The following is a 15,808-nucleotide window of genomic DNA, read 5'->3' on the forward strand; positions in this document are numbered from 1 at the left end:
CAACTGCGAAATGAGCCGGCGGGCGTTGCACGGGGGTCACAGGTGGCAGGGCCTCCGGCGGGCAGGGCTGGGCCCTGCACCCATTTGTAAAAAGACGGCGTCATTCCCGCGAAGGCGGGAATCCATGTAGAACGGCGTCTGATGGATTCCCGCCTTCGCGGGAATGACAACCACTCTAAACAATCGGGTGCAGGCGTCACGCCTGCCCGCCGGAGGCCCTTTCGTCAGGCCGCCGCACTCTCCAACGCCGCACCCGCTTCGATCCAACGCTCTTCGGCCTTAGCCAGCGACCGTTCGATGTCAGCGCGGGCCTTCATCAGTTCGGTCGCGGTCAGGCGCGCATCGGCGGGCACCGCGTCGGCGGGATTGAACAGCGCCGCGTCGATTTGCGAGCGCCGCGTGGTCAGCCGCTTGATTTCTGCCTCGGCTTCGTTGACCGCCTTGCGCAGCCCGGCACTGGCTTCGCGTGCGGCGGCGGCGGCCTTGCGGGCTTCCTTCTTGTCGACCTTTGACACGCGCGCGCCGCCTTCGGGGCGAGCGTCGTTCCGGCCGAGCACCTGTTCGGTATAGTCGTCGAGGCTGCCGTCATAGTCGACGGCGCGGCCGCCATCGACGAGCACCAGCCGGTCGGCCGACGCCTCGAGCATGTGGCGGTCATGGCTGACGACGACGACGGCGCCGCCGAATTCGTTGAGCGCCTGGACGAGCGCCTCGCGCGCATCGACATCAAGGTGGTTGGTCGGTTCGTCGAGGATGAGCAGGTGCGGCGCGTCGCGGGTGATCAGTGCGAGTGCCAGTCGCGCGCGCTCGCCGCCCGACATCTTGCCGACCTTTTGCTCCGCCATCGCGCCCGAAAAGCCGAAACGCCCGAGCTGGCCGCGCACCGCGGCGGGCTTTTCGCCCTGCATCAGCCGGCTCATATGCTCGAGCGGTGTATCGTCGGCGTCGAGTTCCTCGACCTGGTACTGGGTGAAATAGCCGACGCGCAGCTTGCCCGGGGCCGCGATGTTGCCGGCCAGCGGCGCGAGTTGCCCGGCGAGCAGCCGCGCCAGCGTCGTCTTGCCGTTGCCGTTGCGGCCGAGCAGCGCCAGTCGCTCCTCGGGGTCGAGCCGCAGGTCGAGATTCTCGAGAATCGGCTTGCCGTTATAGCCGACCGCGGCATGGTCGAGCTGGATCAGCGGCGGCCGCAGCTGCGGCGGCGACGGGAAGTCGAAGCGCAGTGTCGGATCGTTGACGGCTTCGGCGATCGGCTGCATCCGCGCCAATGCCTTCTGGCGCGACTGTGCCTGTTTGGCGGTCGAGGCGCGGGCGCTGTTGCGCGCGATATAGTCCTGCAGCTTGGCGCGCTGCGCCTGCTGCGCTTCGCGCGCTGCTGCCAGTTGCGCGGCGCGTTCGTTGCGCAGCCGCTCGAAATCGTCGTAGCCGCCGGTGTACAGCGTGATCTGCCCGCCTTCGAGATGCAGGATGTAATCGACGACATTGTTGAGCAGGTCGCGTTCGTGGCTGATGATCAGGATCGTGCCGCGATAAGATTTCAGGAACGATTCGAGCCACATCGTCGCTTCGAGATCGAGATGGTTCGACGGTTCATCGAGCAGCAGCAGGTCGGGCGCCGAAAACAGCAGCGCCGCCAATGCCACGCGCATCCGCCAGCCGCCCGAATAGCTGTCGAGCGGCCGGTGCTGCGCTTCTTCGTCGAACCCGAGGCCGACGAGGATGCGCGAGGCGCGCGCCGGTGCGGTGTGCGCGTCGATGGCGTTCAAACGCTCATGGATTTCGGCGATATGGTGCGCGTCGGTGCCGTGCAGCGCTTCTTCCTCGGCGAGCAGCGCCGCGCGCTCGGTATCGGCGGCCAGCACGGTTTCGAACGGCGTCGCCGCGCCGGCGGGCGCTTCCTGCGCGACATAGCCGATGCGCGCGCCCTTGGGCATCTCGATACCGCCGTCATCGGCCTCGATGTCGCCGGTGACGACCTTCATCAACGTCGACTTGCCGGCGCCGTTGCGGCCAATCAAGCCGACACGCGCGCGCAGCGGCAGCGCCGCGGTTGCACGGTCGAGGATGGTGCGCCCGCCGAGGCGCACGGTAACAGCGTTGAAAGTCAGCATCCCGCGCCACTAGCACGCAGTTGCAGCATTGTCACCGTGCGCTATCGTCCCTGGCGCTTGAGCGCCACGATTGCACTATCGAGTGCCGACAGGAATGCCGAGCGGTCGCGTGGGCTAAACGGCGGCGGGCCGCCGGTGCTGCCGAGTTCGATTGCAAATGCCCGGCGCTCTTCGGCAAACGCGCGTCCCGCGACCGCTGCGCCGATGCTCGCGGCGGTGAACGGCTTGCCGGTCGGGCCGATGACCACCGCGCCGGCCTTGACGCAGCGTTCGGCGAGCAGGATGTCGGCGGTGATGACGATGCTGTCGGCGCCGGCGCGTTCGGCGATCCAGTCGTCGGCCGCATCGAAGCTGTCGCTGACCACCACCTGCTCGATCAACGGCTCGCGCGGCACGCGGAACCAGTTGTTCGCGACCACCGTGACGGGCACCTGCGTGCGGCGCGCGACGCGGTAGATTTCTTCCTTCACCGGGCAGGCGTCGGCATCGACAAGGATTTTCATAGACGTTTCAGAGCCTCCGGCGGGCAGGGACTCGTCCCTGCACCTAACAATCGGGTGCAGGGCTCAGCCCTGCCCGCCGGAGGCTCTTAATTCCTCAGCGCCGCGGCGGATAGCGGCGCGCGCCACCGGGCGGCGGGCCACGGCGGGCCGGCGGTGCGCGGCTGGGTTCGGGGGCATTGGCCGGCACGGTTTCGATCTGGACATCGGGGTCGCCGTCGTCGGTCTTGCGCAGCATCTGCGCGAAGCGGCCGGCGGTGGCGCGCGGGATTTCGAAGCGGGTTTCGCGGTCGAATATGCGGATGGCGCCGATGTCATTCTTGGTGACATGGCCGCGGCGGCACAGGTACGGCAGCAGCCAGCGCGGGTCGGCGTTGTTGACGCGACCGGTGTTGATGCGGAACCATACGGTGTCTTCGAAGCCGGCGCGGGGTGCAGTGTTCGGGGCGCCGTAGCCGCGCTCGCCCGCGCCCTGGCCGCCGATGCTGCCCTGTGCGGGGCCGGCGTCGGTGAGGTCTTCGGGCGACGGCAGGCGCGAACGATAGGCGCGCAGCAGTGCGGCGGCGATGTCTTCGGCGCTGCGTTCGGCCAGCAGCGCGGCGACGGCGGCGGTTTCTTCCTCGGTCGCCGGCGCGATCGATTCGAGCAGGCGTTCGGCGTCCTTGGCTTCGATCGCTTCGGCGGTCGGCGGGTTCATCCATTGCGCAGTGACATTGGCGGCGCGCAGCAGGATTTCGGCGCGGCGGCGCTTGGGGTAGGGGACCAGCAACACGCAGATGCCCTTGCGCCCGGCGCGGCCGGTGCGGCCCGACCGGTGCTGGAGCACTTCGGGGTCGTTGGGCAGCTCGGCGTGGATGACGAGGCCGAGGTCGGGCAAATCGATGCCGCGCGCCGCGACGTCGGTGGCGACGCAGACACTGGCACGACGGTCGCGCAAGGCCTGCAGCGCGTGGGTGCGCTCGGACTGGCTCAGCTCACCCGACAGCGCGACCGCGGAGAAACCGCGTTCGACGAGGTTGGCGTGGAGGCGGCGGACGCTTTCGCGCGTCGCGCAGAACACGATCGCCGCGCCGCTTTCGAAATAGCGCAGCACGTTGACGACGCCCGATTCGAGGTCGTTGGGCGCGAGCCGGATGGCGCGGTAGTCGATATCGACATGCTGGGCGTTGCCGGCACCGGCGGCAATGCGGTGTGCGTCCTTCTGATAGCGCTTCGCCATCGTCTGGATCGGCTTGGGCAGCGTTGCCGAAAACAGCAGCGTGCGGCGCGTCGGCGGCGTCGAATCGAGGATTTCCTCGAGATCTTCGCGGAAGCCCAGGTCGAGCATTTCATCGGCTTCGTCGAGCACGACGGCGGCGAGATTCTGCATGTTGAGGTTGCCGCGTTCGATATGGTCGCGCAGACGCCCCGGCGTGCCGACGACGATGTGCGCGCCGTTCTGCAGAGCGCGCGCCTCGCGGCGGATTTCCATGCCGCCGACGCAGGTGGCGACGCGCGCACCGGCCTCGGCGAACAGCCATTCGAGCTCGCGGCTAACCTGTAGCGCCAGTTCGCGTGTCGGCGCGACGACCAGTGCCAGCGGCTCCTCCGCACGACCAAAGCGTTCGGCGTCACCGAGCAGCGTGGGGGCAAGCGCGAGGCCGTAGGCGACGGTCTTGCCCGAGCCGGTCTGCGCCGACACCATCAGGTCGCGGCCCTGTGCTTCGGGCTCAAGCACGGCGGCCTGGACGGGGGTGAAAACGCTATAGCCGCGGGCGCTCAGCGCCTTGGCAAGCGCCGGATGGGTCGTCGAAAAAGGCATGAACAAAAGGCTTTCAGTACTTCGGGGCGCAGCTGCGCCACATGTGTAAGCGTCGCCCTATAGCACGGATGTGGCCCCAATGGGGCAAATTGCGCCTTTACCAGCGCAGCACTGGCGTCAACAGCACCCGCGCGGCAATTGCACCGAGCAGAATCGCGCCGCCGAACCACACCAGCACATACAGCGGATCGGCGTGCGGGCAGCTCCAAGCGAACACGAACGCGCCCCAGCCGCTCGCCGCGACACCGGCAGCCGTGGCGGTGGCGCGCGGCCGCGTCGGCGCGGCGCGGCGCGCGAGGAACAGGATGGCGGCAAGCACCGGCAGCGACATCAGCAGCGACCACATCAGGCACAACATGCCTTCGTGCATGTCGAGGCGCAGCATCACCGGCGCCGGCACCGCCGCGACGCCCGCCAGCACTGCGCCGACGAGCAGCGCCACTGCAGTGGCTGCCGCCAACCCGCGCCATAGCGGCCGTGCGCGTGTTTCGGGGTCGAGCGCCGCCAGCACCGCGATACCGCCCGCCAGCGCCAGCCCGAGGCAGGTCAGCATCTTCCACCAGAACATCGGCCCGCGCATCGCTTCGTGCAGGTCGGCGCGCTGATGACCCAGCCACAGCGCCAGCCCGAGTTCGGTCAGCGCCACACCGCCGAGGATCGCGGCATCGCGCCAGACCCGGCGCGGCACCACCGGCTGCAGATCATCGACCAGCCGGCCGATCATGACCTCGCTCGAATTCCCCCTAGGCGACATCATCATATCCTTCGACCAGCGCGGCGAGCTTGCTCAAACCACGGTGGATGTTGACCTTGACCAGCGCCGGACTTTGCCCGGTCAGCAGCGCTGCCTCGTCGATACTGTGACCGCCGAGCTTGACCAGCCGGATGACATCGGCCTGCCCGGGCTTGAGCGTACCGAGCAGTTCGCTGAGCACGGCGGCGCTGATGACGGTGTCACCGTGGTCGCCGATTTGCAGATAGTCGGGGATGTCATCATCGAGCGGCTCGGTCCGGTGGACGGTCATCGTGCGCAGGCGGTCGATCCATTTGTAGCGCGCGATCGCCGCCAGCCACGGCGCAAAGGCGCGCACCGGATCATAGGTGTGGCGCTTGTTGTGGATCGCCAGCAGCGCGTCCTGCACTGCGTCGTCGACGTGTGCCTCGGGCAGCCGGCGCCGGTAATAGCGCGCCAGCCAGCTGCGCAGTTCGTCGAGCAACAACCGGTATGCCGCTTTGTCGCCGCGCTGCGCCGCCGCCATCAGGCGGCCATGGACGTCATCGCTGCGCGGCGCAGTGGCCATCAGATACCCGCGAACCATTCATAGCCGCGGTCGGGCCAATAGCCGCCCTTGCCGGCGCCAAAGCCCTTGAAGCTGTCGACCAGCCGGATGCCCATCACATATTTGGCGTGCTTGTAGCCCAACTGGCGTTCGACGCGCAGCCGCAGCGGCGCGCCGTGCGGCACGCTCAGCGTCTCGCCGTTCATCGTGTGCGCCAGAATGGTCTGCGGGTGGAAGGCGTCGACCATATCGATGCTCTCGTAATACAGCCCCGCCGACTGGTCGCCGCCCTTCGACGCTTCGCCGCCGTAATTGTCGGCGCACAGGAACATCGCGTAGCGCGCCGTCGGCAAGACCCCCGCCGCCTTGAGGATGTGCCCCAACTGCGGCCCGGTCCATTTGCCGATCGCGCTCCAGCCCTCGACACAGTCGTGGCGGGTAATCTGCGTGCGCTGAGGTGCGGCGCGGAGCTGCGCCAGCGACAGCGACAGCGGCCGCGCCACCAGCCCGTCGACCTTCAGGCGCCAATCGACGAAATCGCTTTCGCTGTGTGCCAGATAGTCATCGGTATCGACGCTGCGCGAGCCATTGGCCTTGAACACCGGCGACATATCGGCCTCGCTGAACTCGCGCGCCAGCGCGTTGCGGCCGATCAGCCGCTGCCAGCGCTCGGTGGCACCTTCGGCGCTTTCGAGCACCGACACCATCTTGGGGTTGTAGCTCAGCTTGTCGCAGCCGCTGAGCAGCAGCCCGCCGGCACCGACGGTGACAAGGCTGCGGCGTGTCAAAATCGTCATGCCGCATCTCCCAGGTCGAACCGGCCGGTAATCATCGAGCGGATCTGGTTGATCGGCCCGGCCAGCAGCACCATCAGCACATGGACGACGACGAACGCGACGATGCTCCATGCCGCGATGAAGTGGATCGAGCGCGCCGACTGGCGGCCGCCGAACATCTCGCTCAGCCAGTGCCACGCCGCGTCGTTCGACGGCGACATTGTCAGCCCGGTGAGCACCATCAGGATCAGCAGCACGATGACGCCCGAATAGGCGAGCTTTTGCAGGATGTGATAGCGTTTGGCGTCCTCGCCCTTGGGGAATTGCAGCTTGGCGTGGCTGACAATGTCATGCGCGATGTTCGACGGGCGCAGCTCGGCGAGGTCAGGGACGATGTCCTTGCGCAAATGGCCGCTGACGATGCCGCCGACCAGATAGGTCAGGCCGTTGAGGATCAGCACCCAGGCGAAAAAGAAGTGCCAGCGCCGGCCGGTCGCAAGGTCGCGCGCCGACGGCAGGGTAATCCAGTGCGGAAAGCCGATCGCGGTACTGACGCCGTCGCCATTGTTCGACACGCCGAGCACGCCGGTGGTGTCGAACATCAGCGGGCCGATGCGGGTCTTGCCCGCCATCGCGCCGTCTGGGCCGGGGATGGCGCCGATTTCGAGCCAGCGTTTACCGACATCGGCATCGGCACCATATTGCCCCCAATACAGCCCCGGATGCGCGTTGAAGATCTGCAGCCCGCTCATCAGCAGCACCGCCACCGCGAGAACATTGGTCCAGTGCGTCAGCCGCGTCAGCAGCGCATGGCGATAAAACAGTGGCCGCTGCGGCGGCGCCATCGTCTCGCTCATCGGTATCGCGGTGGTCATGCGGCTTCCCCCCTCGGGCTGGTCACTCTAGCAGCATTTGGCCGGCAGCCAAGCTGGCTGCCGGCAGTGTGCTTACGGCTTGGGCGCGGCCATGGCGTCGGACGCCATCGCGTCGGGCTTTGCGGCAGGCTTTGCGGCAGGCTTGGCTTTGGGCTTCGCCATCGCGTCGGCTTTCATCGGTGCGGCCATGGCATCGGTCTTTTTCGGTGCCGTCATCGCGTCGGCTTTCATCGGCGCGGCCATCGCGTCGGTCGTGGCGGGCGCGGCCGATACGGCGCCGGCAAAGGCCAGCATCAGCGCGGCAGTGGTGAGCGTCATCATGGTCTTCATCTTGGGTCTTCCTTGGGGTTCGCCGGCAGCGGGCCGGGGGGATCGGGCGGGGATGCGCACGATGGGGTGGGGCGCGCCATGCGCGCGAAACGTCAGCTACGGGTAGCCGCCAGGATCGGGCCGCCATTGGCAGACTGGAGCAATATCGCGGTGGCAAGTCCGGGCGTTGCTGCCGGCACGCCGAAATTGACCGGCGTGCCGGTCCAGCCACCCAGTCGCGTCAGGCTGCGGACGATATTGCGGTGGGGCAGCGTCTTGCCGCCGTTCTCGCCAGCCTTGACCGCGACGTTCAGCGTGCGCGGGTCATAGCGCACCAGCCAGACATCGGCACCGCCGCGCGGCGCGGTGCCGCGGCCGATGGCGAGCGTGCCGTCGTTCAGTGCCAGCGCCGGCGCACCTGTCGGCAGCGGCTTCAGCGCGTCCGCGAGCGCACTGGCGTTGGCGCCGACGAGGTCGCTGCGGCCGTTGACGACGACCTGCGGTGTCCAGACATTGTCGTGATGCAGGCCCTTGGCATAGTCCCACTGGCGCTGCGTATTCGCGCGCGTGGCAAAGCCGTCCTTCCAGCCGAGCTGGTCCCAATAGGTCACCGCAAAACTCAGCGCGAGCACATCGGGACGCGCCGCGATCAGCGCGTTGACGTTGGCATTGGCCGGCGGGCACGAAGAACAGCCCTGGCTCTGGAACAGCTCGACCACGGTCACCGGTGGCGGTGCAGCGAGCACGGGTGCGGCAAGTGCGGCAAGCAAGGTGGCAATGACGAAACGGGCGGGCATATCCGGTCTCCGTGGTCGCGGCGCGCAACCTGGTACCGGCTTGTTCGCCGCTGCCGCGGCTGCGGTTACAGCGCGATCGAAAAAATTGCGCGCATTCGGGCTTGTCAGCGTGGCGCTTAAGCGCGAAGCCAAGCGCGGATGACACGACCGCGCTGGCGGACGAAGGGGAATAAGCGATGTTGCGGGCATATGCACCGGGGCCGGATGGTGCGAGCTGCGTGCTGGTCGACGGTGATGCGCAGGCGCTGGCCAATGCCGTGTGGATCGACATGGTGTCGCCGACCGCCGAGGAGGAGAAGCTCGTCGAATCGGTGATCGGCGTCGAAGTGCCGACGCGCGACGAGATGGTCGAAATCGAACCTTCGAGTCGCCTTTATCAGGAGCCCGGCGGGCTGTTCCTGACCGCCAACCTCGTCGCCGGTGTCGATTCGGGCAATCCGGTGTCGACGGCGGTCAGTTTCGTGCTGACGCCCGGACGGCTGGTCACAGTGCGCTATGCCCAGCCCAAGGTGTTCGAACTGTTCGCGGCGCACGTCGACCGCAACCCGGCGCTGTGCGGCGACGCGACGGCGACGCTGATCAACCTGCTCGATGCGGTGGTCGACCGGCTCGCCGACGTGCTCGAAGGCGTCGGCGACGATCTCGACAATATCTCGCGCTCGACCTTCAGGCGCAGCAAGGGCGACAAGCAGCAGCGCATGACGACGGTGGCGCTGCAGGTGCTGCTGGCGCGCATCGGCGCGGCGCAGGACATTGTGTCGAAATCGCGCGACTCCGCGGTCAGCCTGACGCGCGCCATCGGCTTCCTGACCTATGCGCTCAAGAAAAAGGACAGCGGCGACACCAAGGAACGGCTGCGCACGCTGGCGCGCGACCTTGCCTCGCTGACCGACCAGACGAGCTACCTCGGCAACAACGTCACCTTCCTGCTCGATGCGGCGCTCGGGCTGATCAACATCGAACAGAACGCCATCATCAAGATTTTCTCGGTCGCCGCAGTGATCTTCATGCCACCGACGCTGGTCGCGAGCGTCTACGGCATGAACTTTGAAGCCATGCCCGAACTGGTCTGGCACTATGGCTATCCGATGGCGCTCGGGCTGATGGTGATATCGGCGATCCTGCCCTACACCTTCTTCAAGTCGCGCGGCTGGCTGTAAGGCTTGCCGATGCTTACGGGTTGGCCGACGCCGGATTTAGCTGCTAACGCCTCCAGACCGTGACCGACCACCGCATCATCGACGTCAAGCTCGACGAACATTCGATCATCTGGCGCAATGCCGATGTCGAGCAGGAACGCCGCGTGGCGATTTTCGACCTGCTCGAAGGCAACAGCTTCAAGCCGCTCACCGATTATGAAGGCGGTTACGCCGGGCCGTACAAGCTGGTGCTGCGCGTCGAGGAAGGCCGGCTGGCGATGGAGCTGGCTGCGAAGGACGACACGCTGCTCGAAACCGTCGTGCTGCCGCTGTCGCCGTTCCGCCGCATCGTCCGCGACTATTTCGCCATCTGCGACAGCTACTACAAAGCCATCCGCGCTGCGACGCCGAGCCAGATCGAAACCATCGACATGGCGCGCCGCGGCATCCACAACGACGCCGCCGACCTGCTGATCGAACGGCTCGCCGCCAAGGTCGAAGTCGATTTCGACACCGCGCGCCGGCTGTTCACGCTGATCTGCGTGCTGCACATTCGCGGCTGAATATGACGCAGGAATTCACCGTCCGCCTGCTCGGGCCCACCGACGCGGCGCTGCTGCGCGCTGCGGGGGACGCTGTATTCGATGCGGCGCCGGTGCCGGCGCTGGTTGACGAGTTTCTCGGCGACCCGCGTCATCATCTGGTGGCGGCGATTGCCGATGGCACCATCATCGGCTTTGCCTCGGGCGTCCACTATGTCCACCCCGACAAGCCGGCGCAGATGTTCATCAACGAGGCCGGCACCGATGAAGCGTGGCAAAGGCGTGGCGTTGGTCGTGCCGTCATGGCTGCATTGGTCGACCACGCCCGCAACATTGGCTGCACCGAAGCCTGGGTGCTGACCGCTGCCGACAATGATGCGGCGCGCGGGTTGTATGCCGCCGCCGGCGGTGACGAGTTCGACGCCGGCCGCATCTTTGTCATCGACTTGAATCGCGGGCAGGCGTGATGCACCTGCACGCCGAACCCATCCAATTTGCAACGGGAAGCACCGCATGTCCGTAATGTCCGACCGCTGGATCCGCCAACAGGCGCACGAAAACGGCATGATCGAGCCGTTCGTCGACCGCCAGGCGCGCGACGGCGTCATCAGCTACGGGCTGTCGAGCTATGGCTATGACGCGCGCGTGTCCGACGAGTTCAAGATCTTCACCAACATCGACAGCGTGACGGTCGACCCCAAGGACTTCCACCCTGCCAGCTTCGTCGACCGCAAGACCGATTGCTGCATTATCCCGCCCAACAGCTTCGCTTTGGCGCGCACCGTCGAATATTTCCGCATCCCGCGCGACGTACTGGTCATCTGCCTGGGCAAATCGACCTATGCGCGCTGCGGCATCATCGTCAACGTCACGCCCTTGGAGCCCGGCTGGGAGGGCCATGTGACGCTGGAGTTTTCCAACACCACGCCGCTGCCCGCCAAGGTTTACGCCAACGAAGGCGCCTGCCAGTTCCTGTTCCTGCAGGGCAATGAACCGTGCGAAGTCAGCTACGCCGACCGCGCCGGCAAATACATGGGCCAGCGCGGGGTGACGCTGCCCAAGCTCTAAGTCTTTCAATGGATCCGGTGATTTTGGCCACGCGACGGCTACGGCGATATTGCTTGCCTCATGCCAATTGCTGCTTACCATAAGCTTAATCGACTCGGCGTTGTCGCCGATCGCGGGGGAGGGCATCATGATGCGCATGGTTACCAGAATGGTGGCTGCGGGCCTGCTTGCAGCGGTAGCGGTTCCGGCTTCGGCCAATCTTCTCGTCAACGGTGATTTCGAGGCCGATGACGCCTCGGCAAGCCCCTATTATCTGCGCCAGATTCCGACGGGCTGGAGCGCCATTCCCGGCCTCGATATCGTCGACATCATCGACACCAACTATTCCCAGCCCAATCCGATCCCCATCCTGCTCGATCCGCAAAGCGGGTCGCAGTTCATCGATCTCAACGGTGCCGCGGCCATCGGCGGCATCCGCCAGACCGTCAGCGGGCTGACACCGGGCGCGCTGCTGACGCTCAGCCTCTATGCCGGGCAATGGGCGACCAACAGCACGATTTCCGGCAGCCCGGCATCGCTGACCTACAGCCTGCGCGATGTCACCACCAATGCCGCGCTGGCATCGGGCAGCTTCACCACCGATCGGCCGGTGTGGACGTTGCTGACGCTGACCGCCGCCGCGCCGACATCGGGCAGCGTGCGCGTCCAGATCGAAACCGCGTTCACGCTGCAGGCCGGCCCCGGCCTCGATAATGTCAGCCTGACCGCCGCCGGCGGCGTCCCCGAACCGGCGAGCTGGGCGCTGATGGTCGGCGGCTTCGGCCTGCTCGGCGGTGCATTGCGCCAGCGCCGCCGCGCCTGCGCCTAATCCGAAAGCTCCGACACACCGCGCCCGACGCCAATTTGTCGCTGCGTCGCCGCAGTTCGCCGTGGACATGGCGGCGAACCGCCTTATGCAATCATCCGCAACCATAAAACCGGGTGAGGATGAAGCCATGACCTACGAAGACATTCTGTACCGCGTCGAAGACGGCGTCGCAGTCATCACTTTGAACCGCCCCGACCGGCTCAACGCCTGGCGCGGCGAGATGGGCCGCGACGTCAAGTCCGCGATGCGCGCTGCCAGCGACGACGCCGCCGTGCGCGTCATCGTGTTCACCGGCGCCGGCCGCGGCTTCTGCGCCGGTGCCGACATGAACACGCTGCAGGTCATCCAGGGCGGCAACGCTGCCGCCCGCTCCGGCGCCGGCGGGGCCAGCGATTTCGACCCCAACGCGCGTGCCGACTTCCGCATGGCGAACAGCTGGTTCCCGGCAGTGCCCAAGCCGATCATCGGTGCCATCAACGGGGCGTGTGCCGGGCTCGGCATGGTCTATGCCCTGTACACCGACATCCGTTTCGCGTCGGACGCCGCGGTGTTCACCACGGCGTTCTCCAAGCGCGGGCTGATCGCCGAACACGGCATTTCGTGGCTGCTGCCGCGCCTGATCGGCTTTGCCGCCGCCGCCGACCTGCTGTTTTCGTCGCGCAAGGTCGATGCGCAAGAAGCTCTGGCGCTCGGGCTGGTGACGCGGGTTTTCCCCGCTGCCGAATTCGAAGCCGGCGTCATGGCCTACGCCAAGATGCTCGCCAATGACGTGTCGCCGCGGTCGTTGCGTGAAATGAAACGCGAGCTGTGGAACGCGCAGCTCGAATCACTCGGCGAATCGATTGCCGCCGCCGACGCCGACATGGCCGGCAGCTTCGCGTCGGAAGACTTCAAGGAAGGCGTCGCGCACTTCCTCGAAAAGCGCCCGGCGAAGTTCACAGGCAAGTAAAAGAGCCTCCGGCGGGCAGGGGCTAGCCCCTGCACCTAACAGTCACCCCTGCCCGCCGGAGGCCCTTCAATCCCGCTATCGCGCGGCGAAATGACGCGCTAAACCAGCCGTCATGGACCAGATCATCATTCGCGGCGGCCGGCCGCTTTCAGGCAGCATCCACATCTCGGGGGCCAAAAACGCCGCGCTGACGCTGATGCCGTGCGCGTTGCTCAGCGAAGAGCCGCTGACGCTGCGCAACCTGCCGCGTTTGGCCGACATCGATACCTTCGGGCATCTGCTCAACAACCACGGCGTTTCGACGACGATCGAAGGCTCGCACCCCGGCGAATACGGCCGCGTGATGACGCTGCGCGCCAACCGCATCACCAGCACCGTCGCGCCGTATGACATCGTCCGCAAGATGCGCGCCTCGATCCTCGTGCTCGGGCCGTTGCTGGCGCGTTGCGGCGAGGCGACCGTGTCGCTGCCCGGCGGCTGCGCCATCGGCAACCGGCCGATCGACCTGCATTTGAAGGCGCTCGAACACCTCGGCGCCGAAATCGAAGTCACTGCCGGCTATGTCAAAGCGGTCGCCCCCAAGGGCGGGCTGCGCGGCGGGCGTTATGTGTTCCCCACCGTGTCGGTCGGTGCCACCGAGAACGTCGTGATGGCCGCCGTGCTCGCGGTCGGCGAATCGATCATCGAAAACGCCGCACGCGAGCCCGAAATCGTCGATCTATGCCGCTGCCTGATTGCCATGGGCGCGAAGATCGACGGCGTCGGCACCGAACGGCTGGTCATCACCGGCGTCCCCAAACTCCACGGCGCGACCTATGCGGTGATGCCCGACCGCATCGAAACCGGCAGCTACGCCTGTGCCGTCGCCATCACCGGCGGCGAGATCGAGCTCATTGGTGCCGAGGACGAAACGCTCGGCGCGACGTTCGATGCGCTGCGCGAAGCCGGCATCGAAACCAAGGCGACGCCGCGTGGCCTGATGGTGCGCCGCGCCAACGGCCTGCACGGCATCACCGTGTCGACCGCGCCCTATCCGGGCTTCCCGACCGACATGCAGGCGCAGTTCATGGCGATGCTGGCGCTCGCCGATGGTGCATCGCTGCTGACCGAAACCATCTTCGAAAATCGCTACATGCACGTCCCCGAACTGGCGCGCATGGGTGCCGACATCACCGTGCGCGGCCGCTCCGCCGTAGTGCGCGGTGTCGACAAACTCGTCGGCGCGCAGGTCATGGCGACCGATTTGCGCGCCTCGATGAGCCTCGTGCTGGCGGGACTCGCGGCGCAGGGCGAAACCATCGTCAGCCGCGTCTATCACCTCGACCGCGGCTATGAACGGCTCGAAGAAAAGCTCTCGGCCGTCGGCGCCGACATCGAACGGATTTCCGACGGGTGAGCACGCCTACCGTTGCGCCCACCACTACATTGGCCGACACCCGCCTGCTGCTGCTCGCACAGGAGGCGTCTGAACTGCCGCTGCTGTCTTCGCTGCTGCAGGACGCCACCGTGCGCCCGATCGACGTCGCCTGGGATGCGCGCGGTCACCGGCTGGTGCTGCTCGTCGGGCGCTACCGCTGGGAACAGCACGACCAATCGCGCATCCGCACGGCGTTGCGCATCGACCATGTGCTGCGCGTCGAGCGCCGCGGCTGGCCGGTGCCGCCGCCCGCCAGTTCGGCCGGCGCGCATGACCCGACGCACACGGTGCTGGCGCTGCTGGCGATGACGCTGGACGGCGACTTTCTGACGCTCGATTTTTCGGGCGGCGCGTCGCTGCGACTGACGCTCGAAGTCGTCGATGTGACGCTCGAGGACCTGTCGTCGCCCTGGGTCGCGCGCAGCCGGCCGAGCCACGACGCCGCATGACGCGTCGCTTCGATTTCCAGCAAGTCGATGTCTTCGCCAGCGCGCCGCTCAAGGGCAACGCGCTCGCCGTCGTCATCGGCGCCGACGCGCTGAGCGATTCCGAAATGGCGGCATTCGCCAACTGGACCAACCTCGCCGAAACGACGTTCCTGCTGGCGCCCACCGACGGGCAAGCCGACTACCGTGTCCGCATCTTCACCACCGAACGCGAATTGCCGTTCGCCGGCCACCCGACCATCGGCAGCGCCTATGTATGGCTTGCGGCCGGCGGCGTGCCCAAGGGTGCCGAAATCGTCCAGCAATGCGGAATCGGGCTGGTGCGCCTGCGCCGCGACGGTGACCGCCTCGCCTTCGCCGCGCCGCCGCTGATCCGCTCGGACGCGGTCGAACCGCAACTGCTGGCGCGCGTCGCCAAGGGCCTTGGCGTTGCGCAAAGCGCCATCGTCGCCTCAAGCTGGCTGGTAAACGGCCCCGAATGGCTCGGCGTCGAGCTGGCAAGCCGCGCCGAAGTGCTGGCGCTGCGCCCCGACAAAAGCCTGCTCGCCGGGCTCGATATCGGCGTCGTCGCGCGCTGCGCGCCCACCGACGGCATCGACGCGCAGTTCGAAGTCCGCGCCTTCCCCGCCGACATCGCCTCGCCCGAAGATCCCGTCACCGGCAGCCTCAATGCCGGCCTGGCGCAGTGGCTGCTCGGCTCCGGCCGCGCCACCTCGCCCTATGTCGCGTCGCAAGGCACCGCCATCGGCCGCGCCGGCCTCGTCCATGTCGAACAGATTGGCACCGATATCTGGATCGGTGGGGACAGCATTACCGTCATTTCGGGCAGTGTGACGATCTAAGAGCCTCCGGCGGGCAGGGGTGACCCGTGCACCCCAATAATCGGGTGCAGGGGTCACCCCTGCCCGCCGGAGGCCCTTGCTTCCGAACTGTTGTGCCGCGCCGCACAACTGCGCTAGGGCAAACCCCGAAAATTCAGCGAAGGAACCCATC

At 66.9% G+C, this 15,808-nt stretch carries 18 protein-coding genes; 9 read left to right on the top strand and 9 right to left on the bottom strand.

Translation table 11 applies throughout. The features are described 5' to 3' along the window. Positions 1-224 precede the first annotated feature (224 nt). The 9 genes from EUV02_RS12760 to EUV02_RS12800 all read right to left on the bottom strand — a co-directional run bounded on the left by EUV02_RS12760 (position 225) and on the right by EUV02_RS12800 (position 8,446). Positions 225-2,108 (bottom strand): ABC-F family ATP-binding cassette domain-containing protein, encoded by a 1,884-nt coding sequence (locus tag EUV02_RS12760; protein ID WP_135246678.1) that lies wholly within the window; start codon positions 2,106-2,108, stop codon positions 225-227. Between the two features lie 41 nt (positions 2,109-2,149). Then, on the bottom strand, positions 2,150-2,611 hold the full coding sequence (locus EUV02_RS12765) for a YaiI/YqxD family protein (protein WP_135246679.1): 462 nt from the start codon (positions 2,609-2,611) through the stop codon (positions 2,150-2,152). A gap of 94 nt (positions 2,612-2,705) precedes the next feature. Further along, positions 2,706-4,409, bottom strand: coding sequence for a DEAD/DEAH box helicase (locus tag EUV02_RS12770; protein WP_135246680.1), 1,704 nt, complete (start codon positions 4,407-4,409; stop codon positions 2,706-2,708). A gap of 97 nt (positions 4,410-4,506) precedes the next feature. Next, positions 4,507-5,133, bottom strand: a complete 627-nt coding sequence (locus tag EUV02_RS12775; RefSeq protein WP_166430623.1) for an NrsF family protein — start codon at positions 5,131-5,133, stop codon at positions 4,507-4,509. A gap of 19 nt (positions 5,134-5,152) precedes the next feature. Then, the gene (locus EUV02_RS12780; protein ID WP_243445902.1) at positions 5,153-5,710 is read right to left on the bottom strand and encodes a sigma-70 family RNA polymerase sigma factor; all 558 of its coding nucleotides are present in this window, start codon (positions 5,708-5,710) and stop codon (positions 5,153-5,155) included. Continuing rightward, positions 5,710-6,486 (bottom strand): molybdopterin-dependent oxidoreductase, encoded by a 777-nt coding sequence (locus EUV02_RS12785; RefSeq protein WP_135246682.1) that lies wholly within the window; start codon positions 6,484-6,486, stop codon positions 5,710-5,712. The genes EUV02_RS12780 and EUV02_RS12785 overlap by 1 nt, the downstream gene beginning before the upstream one ends. Further along, positions 6,483-7,340 (bottom strand): cytochrome b/b6 domain-containing protein, encoded by an 858-nt coding sequence (locus tag EUV02_RS12790; RefSeq protein ID WP_243445903.1) that lies wholly within the window; start codon positions 7,338-7,340, stop codon positions 6,483-6,485. The genes EUV02_RS12785 and EUV02_RS12790 overlap by 4 nt, the downstream gene beginning before the upstream one ends. A 72-nt stretch (positions 7,341-7,412) precedes the next feature. Next, on the bottom strand, positions 7,413-7,670 hold the full coding sequence (locus tag EUV02_RS12795) for a hypothetical protein (RefSeq protein ID WP_135246683.1): 258 nt from the start codon (positions 7,668-7,670) through the stop codon (positions 7,413-7,415). A gap of 92 nt (positions 7,671-7,762) precedes the next feature. Continuing rightward, positions 7,763-8,446 (bottom strand): DUF1223 domain-containing protein, encoded by a 684-nt coding sequence (locus EUV02_RS12800; protein WP_135246684.1) that lies wholly within the window; start codon positions 8,444-8,446, stop codon positions 7,763-7,765. Between the two features lie 176 nt (positions 8,447-8,622). Between EUV02_RS12800 and corA the strand changes: the two genes are divergently transcribed. The 9 genes from corA (at position 8,623) to EUV02_RS12845 (ending at position 15,657) form a co-directional block, all read left to right on the top strand. Then, positions 8,623-9,606: a magnesium/cobalt transporter CorA gene (corA, locus tag EUV02_RS12805; protein ID WP_135246685.1), complete on the top strand. Its 984-nt coding sequence runs from the start codon at positions 8,623-8,625 to the stop codon at positions 9,604-9,606. A gap of 59 nt (positions 9,607-9,665) precedes the next feature. Next, complete coding sequence (locus tag EUV02_RS12810) at positions 9,666-10,148, top strand: UPF0262 family protein (RefSeq protein WP_135246686.1); 483 nt, start codon at positions 9,666-9,668, stop codon at positions 10,146-10,148. A gap of 2 nt (positions 10,149-10,150) precedes the next feature. Beyond that, a complete protein-coding gene (locus tag EUV02_RS12815; protein ID WP_135246687.1) occupies positions 10,151-10,594 on the top strand; it encodes a GNAT family N-acetyltransferase in 444 nt (147 codons plus the stop codon). A gap of 46 nt (positions 10,595-10,640) precedes the next feature. Then, complete coding sequence (dcd, locus tag EUV02_RS12820) at positions 10,641-11,195, top strand: dCTP deaminase (RefSeq protein WP_135246688.1); 555 nt, start codon at positions 10,641-10,643, stop codon at positions 11,193-11,195. A 127-nt stretch (positions 11,196-11,322) separates the two neighbouring features. Continuing rightward, entirely contained in the window at positions 11,323-12,003 is a 681-nt protein-coding gene (locus tag EUV02_RS12825; RefSeq protein ID WP_135246689.1) for a PEPxxWA-CTERM sorting domain-containing protein, read from the top strand. A 127-nt stretch (positions 12,004-12,130) separates the two neighbouring features. Beyond that, complete coding sequence (locus tag EUV02_RS12830; RefSeq protein WP_135246690.1) at positions 12,131-12,952, top strand: enoyl-CoA hydratase; 822 nt, start codon at positions 12,131-12,133, stop codon at positions 12,950-12,952. A gap of 112 nt (positions 12,953-13,064) precedes the next feature. After that, on the top strand, positions 13,065-14,348 hold the full coding sequence (murA, locus tag EUV02_RS12835) for a UDP-N-acetylglucosamine 1-carboxyvinyltransferase (RefSeq protein WP_135246691.1): 1,284 nt from the start codon (positions 13,065-13,067) through the stop codon (positions 14,346-14,348). Positions 14,349-14,377: 29 nt separating this feature from the next. Continuing rightward, positions 14,378-14,818, top strand: coding sequence for a DUF2948 family protein (locus tag EUV02_RS12840; protein WP_166430624.1), 441 nt, complete (start codon positions 14,378-14,380; stop codon positions 14,816-14,818). Next, a complete protein-coding gene (locus EUV02_RS12845) occupies positions 14,815-15,657 on the top strand; it encodes a PhzF family phenazine biosynthesis protein (RefSeq protein ID WP_135246693.1) in 843 nt (280 codons plus the stop codon). The genes EUV02_RS12840 and EUV02_RS12845 overlap by 4 nt, the downstream gene beginning before the upstream one ends. The last annotated feature ends 151 nt before the right edge of the window (positions 15,658-15,808 follow it).

The organism is Glacieibacterium arshaanense, assembly GCF_004681125.1.
GTDB lineage: Bacteria > Pseudomonadota > Alphaproteobacteria > Sphingomonadales > Sphingomonadaceae > Polymorphobacter_A > Polymorphobacter_A arshaanense.

Excerpts from the sequence above, each read along its gene's own strand:
- EUV02_RS12830 (WP_135246690.1), top strand. The coding sequence starts at position 12,131 with ATGACCTACGAAGACATTCTGTACCGCGTCGAAGACGGCGTCGCAGTC.
- EUV02_RS12800 (WP_135246684.1), bottom strand. The coding sequence starts at position 8,446 with ATGCCCGCCCGTTTCGTCATTGCCACCTTGCTTGCCGCACTTGCCGCA.
- EUV02_RS12775 (WP_166430623.1), bottom strand. The coding sequence starts at position 5,133 with ATGATCGGCCGGCTGGTCGATGATCTGCAGCCGGTGGTGCCGCGCCGG.
- EUV02_RS12795 (WP_135246683.1), bottom strand. The coding sequence starts at position 7,670 with ATGAAGACCATGATGACGCTCACCACTGCCGCGCTGATGCTGGCCTTT.
- murA (WP_135246691.1), top strand. The coding sequence starts at position 13,065 with ATGGACCAGATCATCATTCGCGGCGGCCGGCCGCTTTCAGGCAGCATC.
- corA (WP_135246685.1), top strand. The coding sequence starts at position 8,623 with ATGTTGCGGGCATATGCACCGGGGCCGGATGGTGCGAGCTGCGTGCTG.
- EUV02_RS12845 (WP_135246693.1), top strand. The coding sequence starts at position 14,815 with ATGACGCGTCGCTTCGATTTCCAGCAAGTCGATGTCTTCGCCAGCGCG.
- EUV02_RS12770 (WP_135246680.1), bottom strand. The coding sequence starts at position 4,409 with ATGCCTTTTTCGACGACCCATCCGGCGCTTGCCAAGGCGCTGAGCGCC.
- EUV02_RS12760 (WP_135246678.1), bottom strand. The coding sequence starts at position 2,108 with ATGCTGACTTTCAACGCTGTTACCGTGCGCCTCGGCGGGCGCACCATC.
- EUV02_RS12765 (WP_135246679.1), bottom strand. The coding sequence starts at position 2,611 with ATGAAAATCCTTGTCGATGCCGACGCCTGCCCGGTGAAGGAAGAAATC.
- EUV02_RS12815 (WP_135246687.1), top strand. The coding sequence starts at position 10,151 with ATGACGCAGGAATTCACCGTCCGCCTGCTCGGGCCCACCGACGCGGCG.
- EUV02_RS12825 (WP_135246689.1), top strand. The coding sequence starts at position 11,323 with ATGATGCGCATGGTTACCAGAATGGTGGCTGCGGGCCTGCTTGCAGCG.
- dcd (WP_135246688.1), top strand. The coding sequence starts at position 10,641 with ATGTCCGTAATGTCCGACCGCTGGATCCGCCAACAGGCGCACGAAAAC.
- EUV02_RS12790 (WP_243445903.1), bottom strand. The coding sequence starts at position 7,340 with ATGACCACCGCGATACCGATGAGCGAGACGATGGCGCCGCCGCAGCGG.
- EUV02_RS12780 (WP_243445902.1), bottom strand. The coding sequence starts at position 5,710 with ATGGCCACTGCGCCGCGCAGCGATGACGTCCATGGCCGCCTGATGGCG.
- EUV02_RS12785 (WP_135246682.1), bottom strand. The coding sequence starts at position 6,486 with ATGACGATTTTGACACGCCGCAGCCTTGTCACCGTCGGTGCCGGCGGG.